9 protein-coding genes and 1 tRNA gene are annotated in these 15586 nt (G+C 41.0%); 8 read left to right on the top strand and 2 right to left on the bottom strand.

Annotation, left to right across the window (positions count from 1 at the left end; translation table 11 throughout):
• The first annotated feature begins 7 nt into the window (after nucleotides 1–7).
• The 4 genes from ftsZ (at nucleotide 8) to AACM45_RS05975 (ending at nucleotide 5955) form a co-directional block, all read left to right on the top strand.
• Nucleotides 8–1987, top strand: coding sequence for a cell division protein FtsZ (gene ftsZ / locus AACM45_RS05990; RefSeq protein WP_339141401.1), 1980 nt, complete (start codon nucleotides 8–10; stop codon nucleotides 1985–1987).
• A gap of 102 nt (nucleotides 1988–2089) precedes the next feature.
• On the top strand, nucleotides 2090–2542 hold the full coding sequence (locus tag AACM45_RS05985; protein WP_339141400.1) for a GatB/YqeY domain-containing protein: 453 nt from the start codon (nucleotides 2090–2092) through the stop codon (nucleotides 2540–2542).
• A gap of 46 nt (nucleotides 2543–2588) precedes the next feature.
• A tRNA-Arg gene (locus AACM45_RS05980) sits at nucleotides 2589–2662 on the top strand.
• Nucleotides 2663–3918: 1256 nt separating this feature from the next.
• Complete coding sequence (locus AACM45_RS05975) at nucleotides 3919–5955, top strand: sensor histidine kinase (protein ID WP_339141398.1); 2037 nt, start codon at nucleotides 3919–3921, stop codon at nucleotides 5953–5955.
• A gap of 195 nt (nucleotides 5956–6150) precedes the next feature.
• Here AACM45_RS05975 and AACM45_RS05970 read toward each other — a convergent pair whose 3' ends face one another.
• Together AACM45_RS05970 and AACM45_RS05965 are read right to left on the bottom strand one after the other, a co-directional pair.
• The gene (locus tag AACM45_RS05970; protein ID WP_339141396.1) at nucleotides 6151–8337 is read right to left on the bottom strand and encodes a PA14 domain-containing protein; all 2187 of its coding nucleotides are present in this window, start codon (nucleotides 8335–8337) and stop codon (nucleotides 6151–6153) included.
• A 280-nt stretch (nucleotides 8338–8617) separates the two neighbouring features.
• Nucleotides 8618–11251, bottom strand: coding sequence for an MGH1-like glycoside hydrolase domain-containing protein (locus AACM45_RS05965; RefSeq protein ID WP_339141394.1), 2634 nt, complete (start codon nucleotides 11249–11251; stop codon nucleotides 8618–8620).
• 453 nt (nucleotides 11252–11704) lie between these two features.
• Here AACM45_RS05965 and AACM45_RS05960 point away from each other — a divergent pair, with 453 nt between their 5' ends.
• The 4 genes from AACM45_RS05960 (at nucleotide 11705) to AACM45_RS05945 (ending at nucleotide 15538) form a co-directional block, all read left to right on the top strand.
• A complete protein-coding gene (locus AACM45_RS05960; RefSeq protein ID WP_339141393.1) occupies nucleotides 11705–12925 on the top strand; it encodes a sulfite oxidase in 1221 nt (406 codons plus the stop codon).
• Between the two features lie 4 nt (nucleotides 12926–12929).
• Complete coding sequence (locus AACM45_RS05955; RefSeq protein ID WP_339141392.1) at nucleotides 12930–13409, top strand: monoheme cytochrome C; 480 nt, start codon at nucleotides 12930–12932, stop codon at nucleotides 13407–13409.
• Nucleotides 13410–13412: 3 nt separating this feature from the next.
• Nucleotides 13413–14300 (top strand): sterol desaturase family protein, encoded by an 888-nt coding sequence (locus AACM45_RS05950; RefSeq protein WP_339141391.1) that lies wholly within the window; start codon nucleotides 13413–13415, stop codon nucleotides 14298–14300.
• A 101-nt stretch (nucleotides 14301–14401) separates the two neighbouring features.
• Entirely contained in the window at nucleotides 14402–15538 is a 1137-nt protein-coding gene (locus AACM45_RS05945; protein ID WP_339141389.1) for a glycerate kinase, read from the top strand.
• Nucleotides 15539–15586: the final 48 nt, after the last annotated feature.

Genomic DNA, 15586 nt, shown 5'->3' with positions numbered 1-15586 from the left:
AAGCATCATGAGTAAGAACACGGAATTTGATAATATCGCTTTTGACCTCCCGAAAAATAAGAGCAATGTCATAAAAGTCATTGGCGTTGGTGGTGGTGGAAGCAATGCCATAAACCATATGTTCCAATCTGGAATAAATGGTGTGGACTTTGTAATCTGTAATACGGATTCACAGGCTTTGGAAAATAGTTCGATCCCAAATAAAATTCAACTTGGGGTCTCGCTGACCGAAGGGCTTGGTGCAGGTGCCGATCCCTCGATAGGGGAACAGGCGGCCATGGAGAGTATGGAAGATATTAAAACGATGTTGGAACAAAATACCAAGATGGTTTTTATTACTGCTGGCATGGGTGGCGGCACAGGTACGGGAGCTGCGCCGATCATTGCCAAAACTGCAAAAGAATTGGGTGTTCTTACAGTGGGTATAGTGACTACCCCATTTCAATTTGAAGGGGCCCACCGTTGTAATCAAGCGCAACAGGGTATTTCAAAGTTGCGGGACAACGTTGATTCCTTGATTATCATCAATAACAATAAATTACGTGACATTTATGGAAACCTAGGCTATAAAGCCGGATTTTCAAAGGCTGATGAAGTATTGTCAACTGCGGCCAAAGGTATTGCAGAGGTTATTACACATCACTATACACAGAATATCGATTTACGTGATGCTAAAACGGTGTTGTCGAATAGTGGAACGGCCATAATGGGATCTTCAATCTCAGCGGGTTCAGCAAGGGCCAATGAGGCTATTACCAAAGCATTGGATTCCCCACTGCTTAATGACAATAAAATTACAGGTGCCAAGAACGTCTTGTTGTTGATCGTATCTGGCGGTCAAGAAATAACCATTGACGAAATAGGTGAGATCAATGATTTCATACAGACGGAAGCGGGACAGACCGCCAATATTATAATGGGTATTGGAGAAGACGAAAGCCTTGGTGATTCGATTGCGGTTACCGTGATTGCGACGGGGTTCAATTGTGAACAACAAGATGAGATCACCAATACCGAAACAAAGAAAATTATCCATACCCTTGAAGATGAGCAGCGAGCCGTACAGAATTTAGGGTCGCAAAACATGGCTAATACCGCTGAGGTAGAAAGACAGGTAATCGAAGTTGAGCCCGTAATCAAACACCAGTTAGAGGAAGATGATGAAATCGAGATGGTAGTATCAAATAAAAAACCAGAATCCGATTTAATTGAAACGACCAGTTATATCAGAAACTTCAATGTTTTCTATGAAGAAGTGGTTCCTGAAACAGTAAAGGAAACGATTGCTACAAATGTAGAAGAAGACTTTATTATTATTGAGGCAAAGAACATTCTTAATGATATTGAAGTCATCGATCCAGAGGTAGTATCAGCAAAACCAATTGAAGAGGATCAGTTCGCGCTTACCTTTGACATGCCCCTGAGTGATTTGAACCAAGAAGAGCCAAAGGGGAATACGATTACATTTGATTTGACCGACGAGGTTAAAGATATGGACGTAAATGAGTACGTAGAGGTGAGTCCCGTTCTAGAGTACAATAAAGAAGGGGAGACCCGATATGACCTTGAAGAATACATGGAGTTGGAGACCAAGTTGACCGGTGCTAGGTCCGTTGCGGAAACCCATGAACCAAAATTGGTCGAAGATGAATTGATTTTTGAGAAAAAAACGATTAAATCAGAGGCCGATACTTCAAATGAGGGTTCTTCGGGTAATGCAGATCCCTTCAATAGTTCCATAAATGATATATTGAAGGAAAGGGCAGATGAGAGACGTCAAAAACTGAAGAATTTCAACTATAAGTTTCAAAACAATCGAAACAGTATCGATGAAATTGAAAAACAGCCCGCTTATAAAAGACAGGGTGTTGATTTAAACGAAAAACCATTGGAACAAAAGGTGTCTAGAATGACTTTGGGCGAGGATAGTAATGACGAAATTCAATTGCGCTCAAATAATTCTTTTTTACATGACAATGTTGATTAGTAGCGTAAAGTACGTTTCTAAAGCATAGAAGCTTTTAAACCCGAAAGTGTAAACCATTTTTCGGGTTTATTTTTTATCTTCGCCAATCAAAATTTCATGGTTATGGGGTTACAAGAGAAAGTGATGACAGAGATGAAAGCGGCTATGAAAGCTAAGGACACCGTTGCCCTAGAATCATTACGTGCAATAAAATCCGCAATATTATTGGCCCAAACTGAAAAGGGCGGTGGTGATGGCCTTTCAGAAGAAGATGAGGTGAAACTAGTTCAAAAATTGGTCAAACAACGAAAAGATAGTGCGGCCATTTTCACTGAACAGGGAAGAAGTGATTTAGCAGAACCAGAGTTGGCCCAAGTTAAAGTGATATCCAAATTTTTGCCAGCGCAATTAACCGCAGAAGAAGTCGAGAAAGTTGTTGTACGAACCATTGCTGATGTTGGTGCATCTGGTATGAAAGATATGGGAAAAGTAATGGGATTGGTCTCTAAAGAATTGTCAGGACAAGCCGATGGTAAGACCATATCAACTATTGTGAAACAAAAGCTTGCCAAATAACTTATTTGGAAATATTGAAAAGATTCCGTTGCTTCGCGCGGAATACGGCCACGTAGCTCAGCTGAATAGAGCACTGGATTTCGGCTCCAGCGGTCGTAGGTTTGAATCCTACCGTGGTCACGAATAAACCAAAAAGCTGCACGTCAAATCAAGCTTGCTTGAATTTGTAAGTGCGGCTTTTTGGTTTTCAAAGCGGAGCTTTGTTAGGAAAGACGAAGTCAATCCCCTTTTTGTGGTATGTCGCTTCCCGGCATAATGGATTTGTAAGTGCGGCTTTTTGGTTTTCAAAGCGGAGCTTTGTTAGGAAAGACGAAGTCAATCCCCTTTTTGTGGAATGTCGCTTCCCGGCATAATGGATTTGTAAGTGCGGCTTTTTGGTTTTCAAAGCGGAGCTTTGTTAGGAAAGACGAAGTCAATCCCCTTTTTGTGGTATGTCGCTTCCCGGCATAATGGATTTGTAAGTGCGGCTTTTTGGTTTTCAAAGCGGAGCTTTGTTAGGAAAGACGAAGTCAATCCCCTTTTTGTGGTATGTCGCTTACCGGCATAATGGATTTGTAAGTGCGGCTTTTTGGTTTTCAAAGCGGAACTTTGTTAGGAAAGACGAAGCCAATCCCTTTTTTGTGGTATGTCGCTTACCGGCATAATGGATTTGTTAGTGTGCTTTTTGGTTTTCAAAGCGGAGCTTTGTTAGGAAAGACGAGGTCAAGACTACCGTAGTCGCTCTTTTTTAATTGGATTCAAAAATTCGTATATCAGCGATTTACGGAATTTTTCTTTTCATAAATACTTTTTAAGGCCTTTGAAGATAGTGCTCTGATATTTATTTTTTGGCGCCCTTAAGAACACCCAAACTTTATTTTGTCAAAGGGCATAATAATTTGTAAAGCATTACCGTATTTTCTTTTTGTACGTTTTCTATATGGGAAAAGAATAACCCTATCTGAATTCCCGTTTATTGTTTTACCAGGTTAAATCATCGTTTCTTCATCGTACTATCTCAAATTAAGGGTGTACCTACAAAAAAATATCGGAATAAGTAAAAAGCCGAAAAACTACCATACATAAATTCGGTATATGATGGAGGTCAAATTTTTTCAACACTTTTTGCAACTAAAAACCAGAAAAAACGACCTAATTCATTGAAACCCTAAATAGTAAAAAACTGGGGTGATACGGTCAAATTAGGGTTCGCCCCAGTTTGTTTGCTCGTGCCTGCTACATACTTGGGATTCGACCAACTAAAAACTAATTGCAACCAACAAGCGCTATTTCATTTAGATATACGAAACTTTTAAATGGATACGGTGAGTAACCTTAGCCAGGTAACTATAACGGCCATTTGACCAAAACAGATGAATTATCCTAAACCAACCACTATGAACAAAAACATCCTCCTCTACTTTGTTTTAAGTACTACATTTTGTATCGCACAGCTTAAAGACGGTCTACTGTTAAAAATTAAAAATAGTGGTGTTAGCGAGAGTACGGTCCAAGACCTTACATTTTTATCCATCAGGCATTACAAGTCGCAGCCAGACAGCGGTCTCTACTATGCGAAAAAAGCCCTTAAAATGAGTGAGGAATTAGACTATCGAGATGGGGAAATAGCCAGTAAATCGAGTATTGCCCTTGCCGATTATAGATTGGGCAATGATCTGGCCGCCGCAGATAGGATCTATGAACTATTGCGTAATAAACGATTAGGGCCTTATGCCAAGAAAACCGGTTTTTATGCCCTACATGGAATTTATTATCCGCAATACGAATTGGACTCCTGTTTAAAATACACCCGGGCGATTTTAAGGATATCCAAAGAGATAGACCCACCATATAAACAATACATATTCTACAACAAATTAGGGGTGGATTACTTGAAAAAGGGATATACCGATTTAGCAATAAAAGAAATGTTGGCATCCCTCCGTATAGCAAATACGATACCCGACAACGATTTTGATACTTATAATATTACTATGAATACCGCCATTGCATATGGTTATTTTAAAGATTATGAACAAGCGCTACATCATCAAGCCATTGCCAATGAATTGGCCAATAAAATGGAAAACCCGGCATCCATTATCTTTTCATCGCTTACAATGGCGGCAAGTTTATTGGAATTGGAGCGATACGATGAAGCAAAAGAGCGATTGGGCAAATTTGATAGGCACATGGAGAAATATCCGGATATCGCCAAGAATTTTTTAGTTACCTATCACATGAATAAGGCTAATTATAATGAATATACCGGTAATTACAAAGATGTTGTGTTGGACTATGAAAAAATATTGACCCTTTCAAAGGCCAGGGATGATATACACGGTATGATGATATTCCATTTGGATTTGGCCCATTTCTATATTGATCAAAATGAAATCGTGAATGCCCAGAATCAAATAGATAAGGCAACCAAAATTCAGTTAAAAATAAAGGATATGCTTTCAGAAAAGGATATCCATCAACTTCAGGCTAAGGTCGATTCCCTAAAAGGGGACCATGAATCTTATATCAAGAACCTTTGGGCCTATCTGAGGTTAAAAGACAGCATTGCCTCAGAGAACACCGCTAATACGATTGCCCAGTTGAACATAGCATATGAAACAGAGCGTAAAGACAATGAGATTGCCCTATTGAATACGGAAAACAGTGTTAAAGAGGCAAATAGGGCCAAAATGCGTCTAGTTCAGATAGGCTTGGGTATTCTTGCCCTATTGCTATTAGTGCTGGCCGTTGTCTATTATAAGGGTTATAAAAGTAAGAAAAAGTCGTTGGCCATAATTCAGAACAAGAATAACGAGAACAAACTTTTGGTGAAAGAGACGCATCATAGGGTAAAGAACAACCTTCAAATAATATCCAGTCTCTTGACTGCCCAAACCTCTAAATTTCCAGATGATAAAAAGGTGATGAAAGTGGTGAAAGAGAGTCAGAACCGTATTAAATCGCTTGCCATAATCCATGAGGAACTCTATCAAAACAATAAAATCACCAGCGTGAATGCACGCTATTATTTCAATAGACTTTTAGAAAATGTCAGAATATCTTATGATTCCCCAGCAAAAAATATAACGATTGACAAGAAACTACAAGACGTGGAGCTAAAGATGTCCATGGCAGTACCTTTGGGGCTGATATTGAACGAGCTATTGACCAATTCTTACAAATACGCATTTGAAAATAGAAAACAAGGACGCATACTGGTGACCTTTGAAAAAGCCGAAAATGCATATAGCCTATTTATTGCGGATAACGGAAATGGTTTTCCCGAGGTGCAAGAAGATAAATATTCTTTTGGCTTGAAATTGGTAGAGGGTTTGACGGAGCAGTTTGACGGGTACTTTTCCCGAACAGGTGATAATGGCAGTCAATTTAAGATAACCCTGCATGATGTTTACCAAAATATTGCATCGTAGTTTTCTTTGGTTTGCCAAGTCAGAAATTTTAAATGATCCTATTTAATAATTGACCTAAACCTATTTTGAAAACCTGAGTAAAGTCCATTAAGCAATGTCAGGTTAATGGTAATATGAACTCCTAAAAGATTTCATAGGGGTGCACTCATTTTTTTTTAAGGTTGATGCACACTTGGGCATTCCATGTCTTATTACTTAGTTTTTAACCCTAAACGTAATTCTTCTGTTGGTGATAACGGTACGTACCCGTACGTTTAGTATTGCTGCATCTGTTGTAATGGGTATTGCACATACATGATTCGTATTGGATATGGATACCCTATATAAATAGCTATCCATATCAGGTGCCGTTTGACTTATGACAAGGTCGGTGCTGTTGGTTCCTGAATAGATACCACCCTCGGCGATATCCGTAAAAGATCCACCACCATCGATACTCAGTTGCCATTGATAACTGTTCGCGTTGTTGGCGCTGACTGAAAACGTGGCGCTTTCACCAGCAAATACGGTACTATTGACTGGTTGTGATACAATGACCGGTGCGACGTATGCTTCTAAAAAATCAAAAGTACCATTCGAATCATTATCCACAGGGGTAGTGTAGGGAGCTCCTACTACCGACCCATCTGGGTTGGTGCTCGGGGTACCCGTGCCATAAATACCGTCATTATCAGGGTCCGCACTGGCAGAATTATAGGCCTCAATGGTATCGTTACAGGTATCGTCATCACTGTCGGGGTCAAGTCTGTTAACAATACCGTCGCCATCGGTATCACATCCGTCACCATCGGCATATAGGATTTCAAAAGGAAGTGGTGTTTTCGAAATGGTCGAACTTTGGTAACTTACGGAAAGAAATTCCCCCCCGGTACGTTCAAAAAATTCGACCGTAATGGCATGAAAGCCTATGCTCAAAGCGATGGATCCGTTTCGTTCGCGTACACTGTGCAGGCCATCATTGTCCACGACTTCAATACCATCTATGTAAAGTTTACTTCCGTCATCCGATGAGGTGAAAAACGTATACGTATCAGCGGCCTCAATCAGTATAAACCCTGAGTATCGAATGGAAAACCGTTCCCTATCCCCCGGATCCACCAGATTTTGTAAGGCATCAACATCAAAACTGGTAAAGGTTCCTGTTGAGAGGGCGCCCGTTGTCGGAATGTTGTCTACGGTATCACCTACAGGACTACTGTCATAAAACTCATAAGCTAACTGTCCGGCACATCTTGTTTCATCGGTATCCAATATACCATCGTTATCATCATCAACATCCACGGAGTCGATGACATTGTCCATGTCCGTATCCAGAGTTCGATCTCGATAATCCACTTCAGCTACCCCGGGGTTTTGTGTATTGGGCAGTGTAGATGGGGTGTCAATCGTACCATTGGCATCGTCATAATTGGGTTGCCCCCCTGGTAAGGTGCCATCGGTGGTGTCCGTAGCATCGTCCAAGCCATCCCCGTCGCTATCATTGCCCGTTAAACCCGTAGCGGCCTCATCTTGATCCAGCAAACCATCACCATCAGCGTCGAGGTTATTGAAATCAAAATTTGAAATGGGTTGGGTATTGACAGGGTATAGCCCTTCACCAGCACCTGGGGTAGATTCATAGGCGTCATCCAATCCGTTTCCATCAGAATCGATTAAAGAGGGAGCTACGTACCCAAATGTCGTTTGTGCTTCTACATTATCGGGAATGCCATCATTATCTGAATCGAGGTCCAAGTCATTGGTGAGTCCGTCACCGTCAAAATCACAAGTGGCTCCAGAAATCAATATCTGAAAAGGCAGGGCTTGTTTGGGTATCGATGCACTTTCATAGGCGACAGATAGGTTTTCCCCTCCTGTGCGTTCAAAAAACTCGACGGTAATGGCATGTATGCCTGGGTTTAACAGTATGCTGCCGCTTCTTTCGCGACTGCCATGGGCCCCGTCGTTATCGACAACCTCGATGCCATTGATATATAATTTACTTCCATCGTCAGAAGTGGTGTAAAAGGTATAGGTGTTTGATGCTACGATATTGATACTGCCCGTATAACGGATGGAAAACCTTTCGGTATCGCCCGGGTCAACCAACGCCTGCAATGCGTCCACATCAAAATCGGTTACCGTGCCGGTCGCCAGGGCGCCTGTGGTTGGAATATTATCGACCGTGTTACCGGTTGGCGAAAGATCATAGAATTCATAGCTTAAACTACCTGTACATCCCAGGATCTCATCAATATCCAATATACCATCGTTATCATCGTCAATATCACTGACATCAGGATAGGAATCATTGTCACTGTCTTGCCCTATGATCTGTTGTGAGGATAATACTAAAAAGAAAAGGCAGAATATGTAACGAATAGCAAAGCTTGGCTTCTTCACCCAGTTGAATTTAATCCTTTAAAACTATATATATTCAAAGGGATATTGAATTTTCTGTTGTGAAAAGCCTGTAATACGTTGTGTCTTCATGGTAAGGATGCGTTCTTTTTCTACATTGGAAATCCTTCTGCAACCTGGAGTCATTTTAGTAGGTTGCCTCCAAAGGAAATCTCAAGGATACGAGATGAAAAATACCTTATAGGTTCACGATATAGGGTCACCATTTTTTTAAAAAATTGGTCCTACGTTGAGGCCATGGCCATTGTGTTTTTATGGTATATCAGCAGTTGATTTCCTCAATCAGATTGGCGACTAAGGCGGTCCATCCTGTTTGATGTGCCGCGCCAACACCCCTACCATTATTCCCATCAAAATATTCAAAGAATAAAATAAGATCTTTGAAATTTTCATCGCGATACTTCTTTTGATATGGGTTATTGACAGGGCGGTCGCCGTGTTCGTCATTTTCAAAGATGCTTATCAATCGCCTGCTGATTTTATTGGCGATTTCTTTCAAATCTAGGCGGTCATTACCGTTTGATGGATAGGTGAATTTTAAATCATCCTTAAAATGGTTGTGGTATTCTTTTAACGTGTTGATGAACAGGTAGTTCATTGGCATCCAAATAGGCCCACGCCAGTTTGAGTTACCCCCGAACATATTTGTCGTTGATTCAGCGGGCTCATAATTGATACAATAGGTGGTTTCATTGATTTGTACATAATACGGATTTTCATGTCTTTTTGACAACGAACGAATACCGTAATCGCTCAAAAACTCCGATTCGTCCAATATGGTCTTGATTAAGGTATGCAGGCGTTTTCTAGGTACCAATGAAAGCAAGACATCTTTTTCTAGACTATATTCTTCAATCACGGTATACTTCAAGGTTTTGGCCCGGTATTTTCTAAACCACTCCATGCTACTTCGAAATCGAGGTAGTCTATCCAATTTTTCCTTTTTGATATTCAAAACGGCGGTTATCGATAAGAGACCTGAAATAGAGCGTACTTTTATGGGTATTGACCGACCATCAGGTAAAATGAGCGTATCATAGAAAAATCCTTCTTTCTCATCCCATGCGCTAGGGGCCCCTTCCTGTAATTTGTTCAGTGCCTCTGCAATAAAAACAAAATGACCGAAATATTTGATGGCCATATCTTCAAATGCCTCATCTTCTAAAGCGATTTCAAGGGCCATTTCAAGCATGTTCAAACAATAGAGTGCCATCCAGGAAGTTCCGTCGACCTGTTCTAAAATCCCACCACCGGGCACACCATTACTTCGATCAAAAACCCCAATATTGTCCAACCCTAAAAAACCGCCCTCAAAAATATTCTTATTGGAGCTGTCTTCCCGATTGACCCACCATGTGAAATTGAGTGCCAATTTATTGAACATCCGTTTCAAAAACTTCAGGTCCTTTTTGCCGGTCATTCGTTGTTCTATTTGATAGACTTGAATGGCGGCCCAAGCTTGAACAGGCGGGTTTACATCGCTAAAGTTCCATTCATAGGCAGGTATTTGGCCATTTGGGGCCATATACCATTCTTTGGTAAACAACAATAATTGTTGTTTGGCAAAATCAGGATCCAACATGGCGTAGGTTACACAGTGAAAAGCACTGTCCCATGCCGCAAACCACGGGTACTCCCAGGCATCGGGCATAAGCAGTATGTCATGATTACGTAAGGTGGTCCAGCCGCTATTACGCCCGTTTTTTCGGTTGCTTGGCGGAGTATGGCCATCATCTCCGTGCAACCATTGTTCCACATCATAATTATAGTATTGTTTCGACCAGAGTAAACCGGCAAAAGCTTGTCTTTGAATCTTTTGTTGTTCTTTGACTGATTTAGCCGTAATGGCCTCTAAAAATGCGTTCGATTCCTTCACTCTTTTAGAGAACAAGGTGTCAAAAGAATCATCAAATGGGGACTCTAAAATACTTTTCGCAAACCTTAGTTTAATGGTCTTGGTTTGCCCCGCGGGAATGTCCAATTCATAGAGTGGGGCGAATTTTGTTCCCTCTTTATTTTTTTCAGCCAATGAATAGTCATTGTTGATTACGGCATCGTGGAATAGGTCTTTTTTAAAGGGATGGTCATTACCAAAGTTAAATATGCGTTCGCTGTTGGTCTCATTCTCCGTAAAAAGTAGTTTGGATGGTTTTTCAAAATGAAGAAAATAGTTCCCTACATAAGTATGATCGATGGACACATATGGAGCATCGGTATCCCCATTTGATTTGATAACGGGTTTTTTGGGCATTCCCGTAAAGCTCCAAAAGTTCCGTATCCACATTGTTGGCAGTAGTACAACCGGTGCCGCTACCGAAGCGCGATTGCTTATCGTGATTTTTATTAGAAGGTCTTCAGCTTCGCCCTTGGCATATTCGGTATATACATCAAAGTATTCATTGGTATCGAAAATACCCGTATCAAGTAATTCGTATTCGCTGTCACGTTTCCCTCGTTTTCGACTTTCCTCCTCCAATTTCGTGTACGGAAATTCATTTTGTGGGTACTTGTATAAATGTTTCATATACGAGTGTGTTGGTGTATTTTCAAGATAATAGTAAAGCTCTTTAACGTCTTCACCGTGATTACCTTGGGGGCCGGTAAGCCCAAACAACCGCTCTTTTAAAATAGGATCTTTTCGGTTCCATAGTGCAATACCGAAACAAATATTACAGTAACGATCCGATATACCCGCTATTCCATCTTCACCCCATCGGTATGCACGACTTCTGGCGTGGTCGTGCGGTAAATAGTTCCACGCATCCCCATTTTCGCTATAGTCTTCCCGTACGGTTCCCCATTGACGTTCACTCAGGTAAGGGCCCCATTTTAGCCAATCTTTTTTGTTGGAATAGTGTTGTTGTAATCGGTTATGTTCTTCTGAAGGTAGGTTCATGATAGTAGTATGGAATAGCTTAAATTCTGATAGGTACTTAGTCTTTGTTTCTCGATAATCCTTTCCATGTTCAACGTATTTTACGACCTATATTTTCTTTGACTTCCTTTGATGGACATGATAAAATGAAAATAGAATCAAAGTAATTGGATTCCCATAAATTTAGACATCACGGGAATTTAGATGACCATTGCACTGATGTTACACCTTTAAATTATACTTTTCCCGTGCAATTAAAAAAAATAATTACCAGTAAGTTGGTGGCATTTATCGAAGCATCAACCTTTTCTGGTCCCTTGGGCTTAAAAATAAGTTTACCAGTGTTATTTACTATAGGTAACATTTACTTCTAGTAGAAATCAGTTTCTACTCTCGCAATAAATTGTAACTTTTGTTACTAAAACAGCGGGGGAAAACACGTTACTTTAAAAACTCAAAGACCTTATATCAAGAATGGAAAGAAGAAAGTTTATCAAAAAATCGACCTTGGCCGCTATGATAGGTATACTAGGTGCTGATATCGTTTTTGGTAATCTAATTCCGAAAGGATATCAACCACTGGCACTTCAAGACCCTGACCCTTTTAAAATGTTCGGTTTGGATGATGAAATGGCAGTGTTGAACGATAGGCCCTGGAATATTGAAGCCAAGGCCCATTTATTGGACGATAAGGTGACCACGAATAAGGCGATGTTCATTCGTAATAATGGCTTAATACCAGAAAATATTGATGCTGGAACATGGACGTTGCGCATAGATGGCGAGTCGGCAAAACAAGAAAAGACCTATACCCTTGCAGCACTGAAATCAAAGTTTCAGCAATATACCTATCAACTTACCTTAGAATGTGGTGGCAATGGTAGAAGTGAGTTCGACCCTCCGGCGAAAGGAAATCAATGGACCGTCGGGGCCGTTTCTTGTGCGACATGGACAGGTGTTCGATTGCGTGATGTCTTAGAAGATGCGGGTATTAAAGATGATGCGGTGTATATTGGGTATCACGCGGCCGATGTACACTTGAGCAGGGACCCAGAAAAGGAACCCATTTCAAGAGGGGTGCCCATGGCAAAAGCATTGCAGGATGAAACACTGTTGGCATTTCAAATGAACGGTACGGCCATTCCCCTTGCCCATGGTTACCCGTTACGGTTGGTGGCAGGGGGCTGGCCCGCTTCAGTCTCGGGTAAATGGGTGAACAGGATCAGTATTCGAAATAAGGTACATGATGGTACCAAAATGACAGGTACGGCGTATCGTGTGCCTTGTAACACCGTTGCACCCGGTGAAAAGGTAAGCGATGGGGATATGTGCATTATTGAATCCATGCCAGTAAAGTCCTTAATAACCTATCCGAAGTCTGGGGCAATACTGAAACAAGGTAGAAAACTGAATATAAGGGGACATGCCTGGGCTGGGGAATTGGAGGTCGCGCGAATGGAATACTCCATTGATTTTGGTGCTACTTGGAAAGAATGCCCAATTGAAAAGCCCGTAAATCGCCTAGCATGGCAGCATTTTTCGGCACGTATTGGTTTTCCTAAGAAAGGCTACTATGAGGTATGGGCCCGTGCCACGGATTCACAAGGGGTGGGTCAACCCATGGTATTACCGGGCTGGAATCCCAAGGGTTATTTGAATAATGCCTGTCATCGAATAGCGATAAAAGTGGTTTAGGGTTATGGACGAGCAACAAAAAATAAGACGGCAAATAAAAGCCATTCATAAGCTTTTGGTCATAGCATTCGCATTATTTGTAGTTATAGGTATTTTCATGGTATATGCGATTTACAATCATGAAACATTACTGTCAACAAAAACCTCAAGTGTAACGGAATATGCGATTATCGATAGCGAAGAAGATCTTGATAAGATTGAAAATGGAATACACGTCAGAACGGGGCTTGTGAATGCCGCAGGACTAATGGAAGTGGTCAATAATTGCACCAACTGTCATTCCGCACAATTGGTGACCCAGAATAGAATGGACAAAGAAAGTTGGCTAGCCACGATTCGGTGGATGCAAGAAACACAGAACCTATGGGATCTCGGTAAAAATGAAGAAATTATAATAGACTATTTGGTAACCAACTATCCACCCCGAAAAAAGGGGAGAAGGGCAGCATTGACCGATATTGATTGGTACGAACTAGAAGAATAAGTTATGGATAAGTATCTAAATGCCTTTGCCAATGCATTTATGGGTAGTTTGGAATGGACCTGGAAATCCATTCTGTTTGAAGTGCCTTGGTATACCAATTATTTTTGGGGCCTAACCATAATTTCATTGATTGTTTGGTTATTGGAAGTCATTTTTCCTTGGCGAAAAGAACAAGCGGTATTTAGAAAGGATTTTTGGTTGGATGCCGCTTATATGTATTTTAACTTTTTCTTGTTTTCCATTGCAATTAGTGGATTTTATAAACTGTTGGCCCTATTTTTCACAACCGTCGGCATTTCGATTGAAAGCCTCACTATTTTAGATTTATCGGCTATGCCGATGTGGGCGCAATTGGTAATCTTCTTCGTTATCTTGGATTTTGTACAATGGTTTACCCATATCATGCTGCATAAGTATAAATTTTTGTGGAACTTCCATAAAGTACATCATTCCGTAAAGGAAATGGGGTTCGCCGCCCATCTTCGTTACCATTGGATGGAGAACATTTTGTACAAACCCCTAAAGACCCTTGGTGTAATGCTTCTTGGTGGATTTGAACCTGAGCAGGCCTATATCGTACATTTCACTGCAATTACCATTGGTCACTTGAACCATGCGAATATTAAGATTACCTGGGGTCCCTTAAAGTATATATTCAACAATCCGGTAATGCACCTTTACCACCATGCGTATCAACTTCCCAAAGGTACTTATGGTGTTAATTTTGGTATTAGCTTAAGCATATGGGATTATATCTTTAAAACCAATTACATACCGGAAGATAGCGGCACGGTTGAAATTGGTTTTCCTGGGGACGATGCGTTTCCAAAAGATTTCCTGCATCAGAATAGTTACGGTTTTGGCCATTCGAAAAAGGTTAAAAGCCCATAAAAGTGCTTTTCGACCAAAAAATAATGGGTTGTCATTTAGAATAAAATGGGTATTGCGATTTGGTATTCGCTATTTTAGTAACCTTTTCATAGCAACATGATATGAAGTTCGTATTAGCACCGGATAAATACAAAGAGTCACTTTCAGGTGATGGGTTTTGCAACGCTGTGGAAAGTGGTCTGCGCAAGGTTTTTTCGAACGCTAAAATTATTAAGAAGCCCTTGGCCGATGGAGGTGACGGAACAATAGCGGTGGTCAAAGATTACTTGGACGCCTCGTTAAAAAAGCAGTTGGTAAAAAACCCACTGTTCAATACCATTGAGGCGGAATACCTTTATTCAAGAAAAAAGAAAACGGCATTCATTGAAATGTCAGAGGCATCTGGATACAAACTGTTATCCGATGATGAAAAAAATTGCAGGTTTACAACTTCGCAAGGTACCGGAGAGCTTATCGTAGCTGCTTTGGATGAAGGAGCGGAGACTATTGTTTTGGGTATTGGGGGCAGCGCCACCAATGATGGGGGAATGGGTATCGCCGTGGCTTTAGGATATCGGTTCTTGGATGAAAACGGCGAGGTGCTGAAACCAATTGGCGAAAACCTAATCAAGGTCAAGACCATACAAAGATCAAACGTACATAAACGTTTAAAAGGTACTAACTTCAAGGTGGCCTGTGACGTAAACAATCCTTTTTACGGTGAGCAAGGTGCGGCACATATTTATGCAGGCCAAAAAGGGGCCTCTAAAGAAGATATTGTCTTTTTAGATGATGGCTTGAAGCATTTTGCAGCAGTCTTAGTAAATGAATTCGGGGTTGATGTACAACGAATACCTGGTTCAGGTGCCGCGGGAGGTGTCGGGGGCGGTGCAGTTGTTTTTTTAAACGCAGTCTTAAATTCAGGCATTGATTTAATCAAGGAAATTGCCGATTTCGATTCAGCTATCAAAGGCGCGGATTGGATTATAACAGGAGAAGGAAAACTCGATAATCAAACCTTTTCAGGAAAAACAATTTCTGGGGTCGTGGCATCTGCCAAAAAGCAACGGATACCGGTTGCTGCATTTTGTGGAGCAATTGATTTGACCCCCGAAGAACAAGAGGCTATGGGGCTTACATACGCGACTTCCGTACTCAAAAATATAGGAACCTTAGACGACGCCCTTCGTTTGAGCTACGATAACCTTGAATTTGCGGCCTTTAACTTTGCCAAGATACTAGAGCGAAATATGCTATAGTTCAATAGTGATAATGGCCAATGTTAAGTTGTCTCGATTTACGATATG

Origin of the sequence: Croceitalea sp. MTPC5 (assembly GCF_036985505.1) — a bacterium.
Classification (GTDB): Bacteria; Bacteroidota; Bacteroidia; order Flavobacteriales; family Flavobacteriaceae; genus Croceitalea.
This window is presented reverse-complemented; position numbering and strand designations above follow the sequence as displayed.